Source organism: Streptomyces sp. V3I8, assembly GCF_030817535.1.
Classification (GTDB): Bacteria; Actinomycetota; Actinomycetes; order Streptomycetales; family Streptomycetaceae; genus Streptomyces.
In genome coordinates, this window is record NZ_JAUSZL010000002.1 from 1072937 (window position 1) to 1086917 (window position 13981).

Genomic DNA, 13981 nt, shown 5'->3' on the forward strand with positions numbered 1-13981 from the left:
TGGGGGCCGGCCGCGCGGTTCCCCGCGCTCCTGAACGGGGCGGTGTCAGAGTGCCCTGTGCATGACGTGCAGGCCCACCCTGCCGTGCGTCGGATGGTCGTAGGCGTCGGGGATCGTACCGATGATCCCGAAGCCCAGGGAGGTCCAGAGCCGCACGGCCGGGTTGGTCTCCACGACCGCGTTGAAGACCATGGCCCGGTAGCCGTCGGCCTCGGCCGTGCGCAGGATGTGCTCGGCCAGGGACCGGCCGATGCCCTGACCGGTGCGGTCCGGATCGACCATGAAACCGGCGTTGGCCACGGCGTTCGCGGGACCGCCGTAGTTCGGACCGACGTAGGCGGAGCCGGCCACGGCACCCGAGGCGTCCTCGGCGACGAACACGCGCTTGCCCGGCGCCATCCACAGGGCGCGGGCATCCTCCTGCGAGGTGTCCGGGTCCCAGGTGTACGTCTCGCCCGCGGCGACGATGCGGTGCCAGAAAGGCCAGATCCGCGGCCAGTCGCCGGCCGAGGCTTCCCTGATCGTCGTCATGCGCACGAGTCTGCCACGGCCGTACGGACCGCGATCTCCCGGCCCGTACGGGCACGGCCCGGGTCCGCCGATCGCCGCGGGGCGGCTGCGGCGGGCCCGGACAGGCGGTTCAGTCCACGCTGGGCAGGATGTGCGGCTCGGCGAGGTCGTCCTCGTAGCCCGCCAGCCGGATGGGGGCGGACCTGGCCCACACGTCCAGGCTGCCGAGCTTCTCCGCCCGGCCTGCGAGCTTCGTACGTTCCTTGGGGCCCTGTTCGAGATTCGTCTTCTCCGGTGTCACCGCGCACTCCTTATGTGTCGGGTCACCCTCGGGGCGTGCGGGACCACTCTGCCGTCGGTCCCTCGACGCCCGCTCGGGTCTGTGTACAGGCACTGCGGACGCGGTGGCGCCGGTCGACTCTCATGAGAGCAGGCCGTGGTGACCGGCATGTCCCGGGACGGACCGTGGGTGTGGGTGGAACCCGCAAGAGCTGTCCGTCCCGTACAGGGTAACCAAATGAGCGGGCCGTTGCTCGATGGGGCTGAAAACAAGGTGTAACGGTCTGAAGTCGTACGGTGTCCGCACAGCCCCGTACGGCCGCTTCTCCGCCCTGTTCCACCCGGTTGTCCACAGGCGGGGATCCACCCGTCCGGCCCTGTGCCACCATGATCAGCGTTGCACTGTCCATGTGAAGGAGTCCGACATGGCCGCCCAGAAGGTACGCGGTGTCATCGCCCCCGGCAAGAACGAGCCGGTGCAGATCCGGACGATCATCGTCCCGGACCCGGGACCCGGCGAGGCCGTGGTGAAGGTGCAGGCCTGCGGGGTCTGCCACACCGATCTGCACTACAAGCAGGGCGGCATCAGCGACGACTACCCGTTCCTGCTCGGCCACGAGGCGGCGGGCGTCGTCGAGTCGGTCGGCGAGGGCGTCACCGACGTGGCCCCCGGCGACTTCGTGGTCCTCAACTGGCGTGCGGTCTGCGGCCAGTGCCGGGCCTGTCTGCGCGGCCGCCCCTGGTACTGCTTCGACACGCACAACGCGAAGCAGAGGATGACCCTGGAGGACGGCACCGAGCTCTCCCCCGCCCTGGGCATCGGCGCCTTCGCCGAGAAGACCCTGGTCGCGGCGGGCCAGTGCACCAAGGTCGACCCGTCCGTGTCCCCGGCGGTCGCGGGCCTGCTCGGCTGCGGCGTGATGGCCGGCATCGGAGCGGCCATCAACACCGGCGGCGTGGGCCGCGGCGACTCGGTGGCCGTCATCGGCTGCGGCGGCGTGGGCGACGCGGCGATCGCCGGCGCGAACCTCGCGGGCGCGGCGAAGATCATCGCCGTCGACATCGACGACCGCAAGCTCGAGAAGGCGCGCACGATGGGCGCCACCCACACCGTCAACTCCAAGGAGACGGACCCCGTGGCGGCGATCCGCGAGCTGACCGGCGGTTTCGGCGCCGACGTCGTCATCGAGGCGGTCGGCCGCCCGGAGACGTACAAGCAGGCCTTCTACGCCCGCGACCTGGCGGGCACGGTGGTCCTGGTCGGTGTCCCCACCCCGGAGATGAAGCTCGAACTGCCGCTGCTGGACGTCTTCGGCCGCGGCGGCAGCCTGAAGTCCTCCTGGTACGGCGACTGCCTGCCCTCGCGTGACTTCCCCATGCTGATCGACCTGCACCAGCAGGGCCGGCTGGACCTGGCGGCGTTCGTGACGGAGACCATCGCCCTCAACGAGGTCGAGCAGGCCTTCGACCGCATGCACGAGGGCGACGTACTGCGTTCGGTGGTGGAGCTGTGACGACCGCCCGCATCGAGCACCTGGTCACCTCGGGCACGTTCAGCCTGGACGGCGGCACCTGGGACGTCGACAACAACGTATGGATCGTCGGCGACGACACGGAGGCCGTGGTCATCGACGCGGCGCACGACGCCGACGCCATCGCCGAGGCGCTCGGCGACCGCACGCTGCGCGCGATCATCTGCACGCACGCGCACAACGACCACATCGACGCGGCCCCGGCGCTGGCGGCCCGCACCGGGGCACCGGTCCTGCTCCACCCGGACGACCTCCCGCTATGGAAGCAGACGCACCCGGACCGCCTGCCGGACGGCGAGCTGTCCGACGGCGAGCGGCTCTCCGTGGCGGGCGTGGAGCTGACCGTGCTGCACACTCCCGGGCACGCGCCCGGGGCGGTGTGCCTCTACGCGCCGGAGCTGGGCGCCGTCTTCACCGGTGACACCCTGTTCCAGGGCGGGCCGGGCGCGACGGGCCGGTCGTTCTCGCACTTCCCGACGATCGTGGAGTCGATCAGGACCCGCCTGCTCGGCCTGCCCGCCGGGACGGTGGTCCGCACCGGCCACGGCGACCCGACGACGATCGGCGCCGAGGCCCCGCACCTCCAGGAGTGGATCGACCGGGGGCACTGAGCGGGACGGGGGGGGGCGCAGTTCGGTTCCCGTTGGCCCGGTCGAAATCTGGTCATGATCTGCTGGCGCGAGACGACGGCCTTTCTCGCCCGCAGGGAGGACTGGCGCATGGAACTGCGCAGTGTCGAAGAGCTGATGGATCTGCTGCACGCCTGCCGGGGGTCCCGGGGCGGCGCCTGCCCCGGCGGCGCCCCGGTCGATCTGCACGAGCACGCGCTGCAGACCGCAGCGCTGCTGCGCCGCAGCCGCCCCGCGGACAAAGAACTGCAGGTGGCGGGCCTGGTGCACGTCGTCGGGCAGCTGCTGCGGCCGGATGGCCCGGCGGGTCGCGCCCGCCACGCGGCCGGTGCGGTCGGCCCGCTGCTCGGCGAGCGGGTCGCCTCCCTCGTCCGCCTGCACGGGCTGCACGGGGAGGACCGGGGCGGCCGGGCGCACGACCCGGCCCTGGACGATCCAGCCCTGGACGATCCGGCTCTGGACGACGACCGGGTCGTCGAGGACGTGTTGCTTCTGCGGCAGGCCGACGAGTCCGCCCGCACCGCGGGCCTGGAGGCCGGGGTGCTGGAGGACTGGCGCACGGTGCTGGAACTCGTCTCGTCCCGGCACGCCCGCCTGGGAGCCGTCGACTGACGCCCCGGTCCCCGCCCTGCGGAACCTGTCGCCCGGCGGTTCGCCATGAGACGGTACGCGGATGACGTCGCCGTACGGACTCGAGGGCAGGGCCGCCGTCGTCACCGGGGCCTCGCGCGGGATCGGCCTGGCGGTCGCCGAGGCGTTCGTGGCCGCGGGGGCGCGGGTGTGCCTCACGGCGCGGGACGCCGACGGGCTGCGCCGGGCCGCCGCGGGGCTGGACGCCGTGGCGCTCGCGGGCACCGTCGCCGACCCGGCCCACCTGCGCCGGCTGACCGAGCTGACGATGGACGCGTACGGCCGGATCGACGTGGTGGTGAACAACGCGGCGACCAACCAGCCCTACGGCCCGCTGATGGACGCCGACCCGGACCGCTGGCGCGAGGCGTTCGCGGTCAACGTCGAGGCGCCGCTGCGGCTGGTGCAGTACGCGTGGCGGGCCTGGCTGCGCGAGCACGGCGGCTCGGTCGTGAACATCTGCACCGAGGGCGCGACGCACGTCGGCCCCGATCTCGGCGCCTACGGCACGAGCAAGGCCGCCCTGCTCCATCTGACCCGGCAGCTCGCGGGCGAACTGGCCCCCGGGGTCCGGGTCAACTCGGTCTCCCCCGGCCTCGTGCGCACGGAGATGGCCCGCTTCGTCTAGGAGCCGGCGCAGAAGGCGGCCGCCGCTCTCCCGCTCGGCCGCATCGGCGAGCCCGAGGACATAGCCCGGGCCGTCATCTGGCTGGCCTCGGACGCGGCCCGGTGGATCACGGGCACGGACCTGCTGGTGGACGGCGGGACGAGAGTCCGGCCGGCGCACAGAGCCCCATGAGGGGCGCGGGGAACCGCGCGGCCGGTCCCCGCCGGCCCGCAGTCGGCGAACGAGGCGCCCCTCGCCCCCTGCCCCGCCCGCCTACCACTTACCGGGCGCGTAATCCTTCAGGAAGACCCCGTACAGGTCCTCCCCCTGCTGCCCCCGCACGATCGGGTCGTACACCCGGGCCGCCCCGTCGATCAGGTCGAGCGGCGCGTGGAACCCGGCGTCGGCGAGCCGGATCTTGTCCGGGTGGGGCCGCTCGTCGGTGATCCACCCGGTGTCGACGGCGGTCATCAGGATGCCGTCCTTCTCGAACATCTCCTGCGCACTGGTGCGTGTGAGCATGTTGAGCGCGGCCTTGGCCATGTTGGTGTGCGGGTGACCGGCGCCCTTGTAGCCGCGGTTGAACACCCCCTCCATGGCTGACACGTTCACGATGTACGTCCGCCCGGCCTCGGCGGCGGCCATCGCCCCGCGCAACCGGCTGATGAGGATGAACGGCGCCGTGGAGTTGCACAGCTGCACCTCCAGCAGCTCGACCGGCGTGACCTCCTCGACCGCCTGGATCCAGCTGTTGGTGTCGTGCAGGTCGGGCACGAGCCCGCCCGCGTCGATGGCGGTGCCCGCGGCGATCCGCTCCAGCGACGCGGAGCCGGAGACGAGCGCCAGGTCGGTGACGTCCTGCGCGGTCAGCGCCCCGCCCCCGGCGACCGGGAGCGCGGACACGGCGCCGGAGCCGAAGGTACCGATGACCTCGGCGGGCGGCAGTTCGCCGGCGGGCAGCGGCCCCGACTCGGCGGCGAGCAGCTCGCTGTAGGCGCCCGGCGAGCGGCGTACCGTCTGGGCGGCGTTGTTGATCAGGATGTCGAGCGGGCCCGCGGCGGCGACCGAGTCGGCGAGCGCGACGACCTGGGCGGGGTCGCGCAGGTCGAGACCGACGATCTTCAGCCGGCCGATCCACTCGTCGCTGTCGGGCATGGCCTTGAAGCGGCGGATGGCGTCGTTCGGGAAGCGCGTGGTGATCGTGGTGTGCGCGCCGTCGCGCAGCAGCCTGAGCGCGATGTACATGCCGATCTTGGCGCGGCCGCCGGTGAGCAGCGCGCGCTTGCCGGTGAGGTCGGTGCGCGCGTCGCGGCGGGCCCGGTTCTCGGCGGCGCACTTCTGGCAGAGCTGGTGGTAGAAGAAGTCGACCTCGGTGTACCGGGTCTTGCAGGTGTAGCAGGAGCGCGGGCGCTGGAGCACCCCCGCGATCGCGCCGGCCTCGGTCACGGACGACGGCAGGACGCCCTCGGTCTCGTCGTCGATGCGCTGGGCGGAGCCGGTGGCCGTGGCCTCGGTGACGGCCTTGTCGTGGGCGGTCTTGGCGGCCCTGCGCTCCTGCCGGCGGCGCTGCTTGACCGAGCGGTAGATCCCCGCGGTGGCGCGGCGCACGGCGACGGCGTCGGGGTGGTCGACGTCGATCTTCTCGAGCTCGTCGAGCACGGCGAGGCAGACGGCCAGCCGCTCCGGGTCGATACCGGGGCCGTGGTCGACACCGGGGTCGTGGTCGCCGTCGGACCCGTGGCCGCTGTCGGCACCGGGACCGTACGAGCCGTCCGGGGCCTGTGCCGTGCGCGTGGCGGGGATCGCCACGCTGTCCTCTGTCACCGTCATCGTCGTTGCCGTTCCTCGGGTTCCGCGCGGCGCTCGAACCGCGCTCGCCTACGAAGGCGCAATTTTACGGAGCCCGGGGCGAAGGCTCCAAACCCGTGACGGCCACCGACCGCCCGCGGGCGGCGTGCACACGGTCCCGGCGCCCGCGGCCGGCGGTTCAGGAGGCGCAGGCGGCAGTGAGGTGCGCCACCTCCGCGGTCAGCGCCCCGGCCAGCACGTCGAGGTCGGGGACGGCCTCCGCGTCGGCGACGAGCCCGTAGTGGACGCGTCCGCGGAACGTCGAGACCGCGACCGCGAGGGCCTGGCCGCGGGCCAGCGGGGCGAGCGGGTACACCTCGGTCAGCGGGCAGCCGCCGAGCTTCATGCCGAGGCCGGGCAGCGGCACGCTGGTGACCAGGATGTCGAAGAGCAGCCGGGCCGCCCGGCCGACGACGGGCATGCCGAGCCGGTGGCCGAGCGCCGGGACGTGGTCGGCGAGCAGGGCGACGGCCCCCGCGCCCCGGTGGGGTCCGGCGTCCTTGTTGCGGTCCATGGCCGTACGGACGGCGGCGAGCCGGGCGAGCGGGTCGGGGTCGTCGACGGGGAGCCGCATCAGGTAGCCGGAGAGCCGGTTGCCCTGCGGGTGCGCGGTGCGCGGGCGCCGCCGCGAGACGGGGATCAGGGCCCGGGGCGACACCCCGTCGCTGCTGTCCCCCCGCTCGTCCAGCCAGCGGCGCAGGGCGCCCGCGACGACGGCGATGAGGACGTCGTTGACGGTGCCGCCCACGCTCTTGCGGATGGTGTGGATCTCGTCGAGCTCCACGGCCACGCCCGTGACGCGGCGGGTGCCGGTGGGTTCGGAGACCAGGGCGGCGCAGGAGCGTACGTCCCAGGTGGCGCGGGCGACACAGGCGCCGATGTCGAGGGCCCGGCCCAGGTCGCGGAACGTGCCGCGGACGTGTCCGGGCAGCTTGCGCACGTCGGGGAGGAGGCCGCGCGCGGGCTCCTCGGGGCGTGGGCGGGGTGCGGGCAGGTCCATGGGGTCGAGGACGGCCGCCGCGAGCGTCAGGGCCCGCAGTCCGTCCGCCAGCGCGTGGTGGAACTTGAAGAGCACGGCGAAGGAGGTGCCTTCCGCGCCGGGCACGACGTGGGCCTCCCACAGGGGCCTGTCGCGCTCCAGGGGGCGCTGCATGATCGCGCCGGCGACGGCGTGGAAGTCGGCGGCGGGGGCGTGCAGGCGGACGTGGTCGAGCGGTTCGAAGTCGGGCACGGCCTCGCGGACGGCGCCGCCGAAGGCGGACGGCTGCCAGCTGTCGCGGATGCGCATGCGCAGCCCGGGTACGCCGGCCGCGCGGGCCGCGAGCAGGTCGGCCGCGTGCCGGGCCGCGGCGGGCGAGCCGGTCTCGAAGATCCCGAGTGCCGCGAGGTGCATGGGGTGCTCGGGGGACTCGATGTTCCAGAACGCCAGGTCGAGCGGTGCGAGAAGGTCGGAGTCAAAGGACATCGGATCGGCTCTCGCGTCGACGACGGGTGAGCCAGCAGTCAATCCCGGTCGGTCGATTACGGTCAAGCGCGATCAAGCTACGCACAGTTAACAACGGGTTAAGTCCCGCTCTCGACGAAAGGAGCGGGACCCGGGGACGTACGAGGTGTCCCGGGGTGAGCGACATCACCCCGGGACGCGTTCCGTGAACGCTAGGGCACCTGCTGGCCCTTGCCCAGGGCGATCACGCCCGCCCGGGAGACCGTGTAGAGCTCCTGGTCGCGGTCCGGGTTGACGCCGATGGTCGCACCCGGGGGCACCTGCACGTTCTTGTCCAGGACCGCGCCGCGCACGACCGCGCCCCGGCCGATGTGCACGTTGTCGTGGAGGATCGACCCCTGGACGACGGCTCCGGGGTCGACGACGACACCCGGGGAGAGGACCGAGCGCGTGACCTGGCCGCGGATCAGGCAGCCCGCGCTGATGATCGACTCGCTCGCGATGCCGCCCGCGTTGAACCGCGCCGGCGAGAGCTGGCCCGAGGTGGTGTAGATGGGCCAGCTGCGGTTGAAGAGGTTGAAGGCGGGCCGCTCGGCGATCAGGTCCATGTGGGCGTCGTAGTACGCGTCGAGGGTGCCCACGTCCCGCCAGTAGCCCTGGTCGCGGGTGGTCTCGCCGGGCACGTGGTTGTCGCTGAAGTCGTAGAGCGCGGCCTCGCCGCGGTCGGTGAGCTGGGGCAGGATCGAGCCGCCCATGTCGTGCACCGAGTCCCCGTCCTCGGCGTCCCGCTGGAGGGCCTCGATGAGGGCCTTGGTGGTGAAGATGTAGTTGCCCATGGAGGCGAAGACGCACTCGGGGTCGCCCTGCAGGCCGGGCGGGTCCGCGGGCTTCTCCAGGAACCCCTCCACCGTCTGCCCGTCCGTGCCCGGGGTGATCACGCCGAAGGACGAGGACTCGGATCTCGGCACCCGGATGCCGGCCACGGTCACGCCCGCGCCGCTGTCGATGTGCTGGTTGAGCATCTGACGCGGATCCATGCGGTAGACGTGGTCCGCGCCGAACACGGCCACGTACTCCGGCTGCTCGTCGTACACGAGGTTCAGGGACTGCAGGATCGCGTCCGCGCTGCCCAGGTACCAGCGCGGACCGAGCCGCTGCTGGGCCGGGACGGGCGTCACGTAGTTGCCCAGCAGGCTGGACATCCGCCAGGTCGTCGTGACGTGCCGGTCGAGCGAGTGCGACTTGTACTGCGTCAGGACGCAGATGCGCAGGATGTCGGCATTGACGAGGTTGGACAGCACGAAGTCGACCAGGCGGTACGTACCGCCGAACGTGACCGCTGGTTTCGCCCGGTCCGTGGTGAGGGGCATCAGGCGTTTGCCTTCCCCGCCCGCCAGCACGATCCCGAGCACCGAAGGTCCACCACGACGCATGGCCGCTCCCCTAACCCTCATCGGTCCGAGCCTGCCCACGGGCAGACCGGACTACGCCTGTTTGAGGATCTCCTCGTAGAGCCGGACCGTGCGCCGGGCGACGGCGTCCCAGCCGAACTCCCCCACCGCGCGCCGCCGTCCGGCCTCGCCCATCCGCCGGGCGGCCCCGGCATCACCGAGGACCGAGTCCAGCGCCTGCGCGAGTCCTGTCTCGAAGTCCTCGTCCATGGTCACCAGTACCCCGGTTTCGCCGTCCTCAACGACCTCGGGGATTCCGCCGACCCGCGAGGCGACCACCGGGGTCCCGCAGGCCATCGCCTCCAGGTTGACGATGCCGAGGGGCTCGTAGACCGAGGGGCAGACGAAGACGGCCGCGTGGGTGAGGAGCTGGATGACCTCCGGGCGGGGCAGCATCTGCGGAATCCAGTGCACTCCCTCACGGGCCCGGCTCAGCTCCTCGAACAGGACGCGGAACTCCTGGTCGATCTCGGGGGTGTCGGGCGCGCCCGCGCACAGCACGACCTGGGCGGCCGGGTCGATGTCGCGCACGGCGCGCATCAGCTGCGGTACGCCCTTCTGGCGGGTGATGCGGCCCACGAACAGGACGTACGGCCGGGAGGTGTCGAGGCCGATCCGCTCCAGGACGTCCGTGCCCTGGTCGGGCCGGTAGAGGACCGTGTCGATGCCGTTGTGCACGATGTGGACCTTCGCCGGGTCCAGGGCGGGGTAGCAGCCGAGGATGTCCTCGCGCATGGCCCCGGAGACGGCGATCACGCCGTCGGCGGCCTCGATGGCGGTGCGCTCGGCCCAGCTGGAGAGGGCGTAGCCGCCGCCCAGCTGCTCGGCCTTCCAGGGGCGCAGCGGCTCCAGGGAGTGCGCGGTCATGACGTGCGGGACGCCGTGCAGGAGCTTCGCGAAGTGGCCGGCGAGGTTGGCGTACCAGGTGTGCGAGTGGACCAGCTCGCGGCCCTCCAGGGCGGCGGCCATGGAGAGGTCCACGGAGAAGGTGCGCAACGCGTCGTTGGCGCCGTCGAGCCCGGCCCAGGGCCGGTGCCGGACGGCCCCCTCCGCGGCGCCCTCGCCCCAGCAGTGCACGTCCAGGTCGGTGAGGGGCCTCAGCTCGCGGGCGAGGAACTCGACATGGACCCCCGCACCGCCGTAGACGTCCGGCGGATACTCCCGGGTCAGCAGTCCCACTCGCACCCAAAACCCCCAGATCTCAGCGGTCGATTCCCACATGGTCACCCAGATGCGGCGGTGGGGGAAGACCGTGGAGCCCGCTCGAAGCAGCAGTCGCCGCACACTCCACCACCGGGTACCCGGTAATAGAGACAACAACTGCGCCGGCGGAAGGTTGTTCCGTCCAGGGTGCCGGTGTTCCGCAGGTCGGGGTGGTCGAGGAGCTCGGCGGTCAGGTCGCGGGCACGCTCGGCCAGGTCGGTCCGGCCGTGGCCGACGGCCCAGCGGTCGAGCTGTCGCGCGGCGCCGGCGAGCGCGGAGGCCGCGTTGCCCCACAGCAGTCCCGCGGCCACCGGGTGCCGGGCCCGCAGCGCCGCCGCGAGGGGCTCCAGGTGGCCCTGGTGCACGAGCCGGCGGACCGTCGCGGCGTCACCGGGCAGTGCGCGCACCTCGGACAGCCACAGGTCGTCGGGAGCGCCGCCGTCCGCGTCCCAGCGCAGCAGCCGGGGGTCGAGGTCCGGCACCCGCCCGTGGAGCACGGCCGCGCCCAGCGCGACCGACCACAGCCGGGCGGCGAGCCCCTGCTGGGCGACCGAGACCCCGACGCGCACCTCCGGCGCGCCCAGCGACCCGACGACCTTGCGGACGCGGAAGGCGAGCGGATCGGCCTCGTCCGGAACGCTCCGTGCCGCGCAGGCCGGCGCGGCCGCATAGGCCTGTGCGAGCGTCGGCAGCGGCGGGCGTCCCGTGCGCAGGGCGAAGAAACCCCCGAGGGCGTCTTCGGGAAAACCTCCGGGCGAGGCGAGCCGCCCGAGGTCCGGATCCGGATTCACGCGGACCAGTAGACCAAGCGGGCATAACGGCGGCGCGGGGCGGGTTGTACCTCGTGTCACCCGACTTGGGGAGGACAGGGCCCAAGACGTACTCCATCGGCAGTATGACCCAATGACTGCTCAGGGACGACGACACGGGACCTTTCACAAGGGATCGTCATCACCATGGAAGCCGACCGTTCGCCGCACCGGACGCTCCGCCCGCCGGAGCAGGTCCACCCCACGCAGAGGAGCCACACATGAGCGCGCTCCTGCTGTCCGTGGTGCTCTCCCTCGTCTCCGCCGTCACCTACGCCGGCGGGGCCATCGTGCAGGAACGGGTCGCGGCGACCACGCCCGACCGTACGTACGCCCCCATGCACCAGGCCGCCTGGTGGGCCGCGGTCGGCCTCAACGCCCTCGGCGGTCTGCTGCACGTGGTGGCGCTGGCCTACGGGCCGCTCAGTCTCGTCCAGCCGCTCGGCGCGCTGACCATCGTGTTCGCGCTGCCCATGGCGGCCGTCTTCGTCCGCCGCAGGGCCGGGGCGACCGCCTGGCGCGGTGCGATCATGGCGACGGTCGGCCTGGCCGGGCTGCTGGCACTGGTCGGCACGGCCGACGCGCAGTCCCTGGGCAACACCCAGCGTGTCGTGGTGGGTCTGGTGTCCGGCGGCTCGGTGCTGGCGCTGATGACGGCGGCCCGCGCGGTGCACCGGCACCCGGCCGTGCGCAGCGTGCTGCTGGCCGTGGCGGCGGGTATCGCCTTCGGGATGTCCTCGGTGTTCACGAAGACCGTCGCGGTGGACTGGACGGGAGGCGTCACGCTCGCCGACCTGCCGAGCCTCGCCGTGATCGGTGTCCTGGCGACCGCCGGGATGCTGCTGTCGCAGGCCTCCTACCGGGGCGCCGGTCTCGCGGCCCCGCTGGCCACGCTGACCGTCGTGAACCCGATCGTGGCCGCCGCGGTGGGCCTGACGATGTTCGGTGAGACCTTCCGCCACGGGCAGACGGGCACGATGCTCGCCCTGGCGTGCGGGGTCGTCGCGACGGGCGGTCTGATCCTGCTCACCACGGAGCGGCTCGGCAGCGACGTGGAGCCGGTCGGCGCCCCGGAGCGGCCCGGCACCACGGATCCGGTCGGCACCACGGATCCGCTCGACATCGTAAATCTGCTCGACACCATGAATCCGCTCGGCGGGCCGGACCTGCCCGGCACCGCGGACCTGCCCGGCGGGCCGGAGCGTACGCGGCCGGTTCCGTCCGAGGCCCCGGCGGGCGCCCTGCCGGCCTCCAGGGCGGCGCACGCGCCCGCCGGAGCCACGTCGGCCTCCTTCGCGAAGGCCGCGGTGCTCCCTGAACAGGCCGTCGCCGGGGCACTGCGGGTCAGCGCGGGAGCGGGGGTGCGGGAGAAGGCGCTCTTCGCGTCCGCGGCCGGCGCGCGCGGACACGCGCGGGAAGAAACGTTCACGGGGAGTACCGGGATGCTCGCCTCCGGGCGGGGGCAGGCGCTCGTCCCGCCGCCCGGCTCCAACGGGCCCCCGCCGTCCGGCGGCACGCCGGACGGCCCGGACGCCCCGGACGACGAGACGTCATGGCCCGAAGCCGCCCACTACGGCATCCCGTGCCTGCCCCTGTGGCCGGCCCCGATGATGCGGTCCTGCGTGAAGTCCTGAACGGCGCGCGCCCGCGCCGTCCTCCCGGACACCGGCGGCAGGTGCGCGCGCCCCTGTCAGAGCCTGACGCCGCCCGCGCGCAGATAGGCGACCGGATCCACGTCGCTGCCGAACCCGGGCCCCGTCCGCACCTCGAAGTGCAGATGCGGGCCCGAACTGTTGCCCGTGGAGCCCGAGCGGCCGATGCGCTGCCCGCTCCCCACGCCCTGCCCGGCCTTCACGGAGATCGCGGACAGGTGGGCGTACTGGGTGTAGCGGCCGTCGCCGTGCCGGATCACCACCTCGTAGCCGAAGGAACCGCCCCAGCCCGCGGTGACCACACTGCCCGCCGCGACCGACTTGACGGACGTGCCGGTCGGCACCGGGAAGTCGACGCCGGTGTGGTAGCCCTTCGACCAGGAGGAGCCTGCGGCGTGGTACGGCGTGCCGGTGCCGGCGGCGACCGGTGCGGTGAGGCCGTGCGAGACCGCCTGGGTCTTCTTCGCCGGCTTCGCCTCGGCCTTCTCCTTCTTCGGCGCCTTCTCCCGCTGTGCCGCCTTCTCCTTCTTCGCCGCCTTGCCGGACGACGACGTGGAGGTGCCACTGGTGCCGGGCGCGGCCGTGGTGCGCAGGTCCAGCCGCTGGCCGGGAACGATCAGGTCGGGGTCGGCGCCGACGGTCCTGCGGTTGGTGTCGTACAACTTCCGCCAGCCGCCCGGCACTTCACGGGCCCCCGCGATGCCGGAGAGCGTGTCGCCGTGGACGACCGTGTACATCTCGGCGGTCCCGGCTCGCGACTGGGGTGTGGTCTGCGGCTGTACGTCGGCCTTGTGCTTGCCGGCGCCGGTCGTCCTGGTGGTCCGGGCGGAGGTGCCCGAGGGACTGATGTCGGGGCTGTCGCCGCCGCGGGTGAGCCCCGCCCGCTGGGAGCAGAGGGGCCAGGCGCCGGGGCCCTGGCCCTCCAGGACCTTCTCGGCGACGGCTATCTGCTGGTCCTTGGTCGCGAGGTCGGCGCGGGCCGCGTACGCCCTGCCGCCGTAGGCCTCCCAGGTGGACCGGCTGAACTGGAGCCCTCCGTAGTAGCCGTTGCCGGTGTTGATGCTCCAGTTGTTCGTGGACTCACAGGCGGCGACCTTGTTCCAGGTGTCCACGTCGGCAGCGTTCGCGACGCCGGTGCCGATGAGCGGTATCGCCATTCCGGCACCGCCCACCGTGACCGTGAGCGACGCGCGATTGATCCTGCTGGGCTGATACCGGCGGTGCCGACCGCGGCGTACGGCCATGAAGGTGCCCCCTCGACAAGCGTCAGGAGCGGCAAAAGTAAACGCTGTTAACAGGCCATGACAAGAGGGCAATCAGCCGCCTCATCCCGCCAAGTGACCAGGAATGCACCTTCGTTCCCCGCTGTCGGCGTGTATGCCGGGGG

Annotated in this window: 12 protein-coding genes and 1 pseudogene; 5 read left to right on the top strand and 8 right to left on the bottom strand. The window is 72.8% G+C overall.

Annotation, left to right across the window (positions count from 1 at the left end):
- Positions 1-45: 45 nt before the first annotated feature.
- Positions 46-531 carry a GNAT family N-acetyltransferase gene (locus tag QFZ75_RS05015; protein ID WP_307534167.1) on the bottom strand — a complete coding sequence of 162 codons (486 nt, stop codon included), beginning with the start codon at positions 529-531 and terminating at the stop codon, positions 46-48.
- Between the two features lie 109 nt (positions 532-640).
- Positions 641-811, bottom strand: a complete 171-nt coding sequence (locus QFZ75_RS05020; RefSeq protein ID WP_307534169.1) for a hypothetical protein — start codon at positions 809-811, stop codon at positions 641-643.
- A gap of 403 nt (positions 812-1214) precedes the next feature.
- On the opposite strand from QFZ75_RS05020, the gene QFZ75_RS05025 reads away from it, so the two are divergent.
- From QFZ75_RS05025 to QFZ75_RS05040, 4 genes and pseudogenes are all read left to right on the top strand, one after another.
- The gene (locus QFZ75_RS05025; RefSeq protein WP_307534170.1) at positions 1215-2303 is read left to right on the top strand and encodes an S-(hydroxymethyl)mycothiol dehydrogenase; all 1089 of its coding nucleotides are present in this window, start codon (positions 1215-1217) and stop codon (positions 2301-2303) included.
- The gene (locus QFZ75_RS05030; protein ID WP_307534172.1) at positions 2300-2932 is read left to right on the top strand and encodes an MBL fold metallo-hydrolase; all 633 of its coding nucleotides are present in this window, start codon (positions 2300-2302) and stop codon (positions 2930-2932) included. The genes QFZ75_RS05025 and QFZ75_RS05030 overlap by 4 nt, the downstream gene beginning before the upstream one ends.
- Positions 2933-3040: 108 nt before the next feature.
- Entirely contained in the window at positions 3041-3562 is a 522-nt protein-coding gene (locus QFZ75_RS05035) for a hypothetical protein (protein WP_307544217.1), read from the top strand.
- 61 nt (positions 3563-3623) lie between these two features.
- Positions 3624-4379, top strand: a pseudogene (locus QFZ75_RS05040) (SDR family oxidoreductase).
- Between the two features lie 81 nt (positions 4380-4460).
- On the opposite strand, the gene QFZ75_RS05045 reads toward QFZ75_RS05040, so the two are convergent.
- The 5 genes from QFZ75_RS05045 to QFZ75_RS05065 form a co-directional block, all read right to left on the bottom strand.
- Positions 4461-6017 (bottom strand): SDR family oxidoreductase, encoded by a 1557-nt coding sequence (locus tag QFZ75_RS05045; RefSeq protein ID WP_307534173.1) that lies wholly within the window; start codon positions 6015-6017, stop codon positions 4461-4463.
- A gap of 157 nt (positions 6018-6174) precedes the next feature.
- Positions 6175-7500, bottom strand: coding sequence for a wax ester/triacylglycerol synthase family O-acyltransferase (locus tag QFZ75_RS05050; RefSeq protein WP_307534174.1), 1326 nt, complete (start codon positions 7498-7500; stop codon positions 6175-6177).
- Between the two features lie 191 nt (positions 7501-7691).
- Positions 7692-8912: a glucose-1-phosphate adenylyltransferase gene (gene glgC / locus QFZ75_RS05055; protein ID WP_307534175.1), complete on the bottom strand. Its 1221-nt coding sequence runs from the start codon at positions 8910-8912 to the stop codon at positions 7692-7694.
- Between the two features lie 51 nt (positions 8913-8963).
- A complete protein-coding gene (glgA, locus tag QFZ75_RS05060; RefSeq protein ID WP_307534176.1) occupies positions 8964-10115 on the bottom strand; it encodes a glycogen synthase in 1152 nt (383 codons plus the stop codon).
- Positions 10116-10153: 38 nt separating this feature from the next.
- A complete protein-coding gene (locus tag QFZ75_RS05065; RefSeq protein ID WP_307534177.1) occupies positions 10154-10924 on the bottom strand; it encodes a (2Fe-2S)-binding protein in 771 nt (256 codons plus the stop codon).
- Positions 10925-11163: 239 nt separating this feature from the next.
- On the opposite strand from QFZ75_RS05065, the gene QFZ75_RS05070 reads away from it, so the two are divergent.
- Positions 11164-12576 carry a DMT family transporter gene (locus tag QFZ75_RS05070; RefSeq protein ID WP_307534179.1) on the top strand — a complete coding sequence of 471 codons (1413 nt, stop codon included), beginning with the start codon at positions 11164-11166 and terminating at the stop codon, positions 12574-12576.
- Between the two features lie 56 nt (positions 12577-12632).
- Here QFZ75_RS05070 and QFZ75_RS05075 read toward each other — a convergent pair whose 3' ends face one another.
- Complete coding sequence (locus QFZ75_RS05075) at positions 12633-13838, bottom strand: transglycosylase family protein (RefSeq protein ID WP_307534180.1); 1206 nt, start codon at positions 13836-13838, stop codon at positions 12633-12635.
- Positions 13839-13981 lie beyond the last annotated feature (143 nt).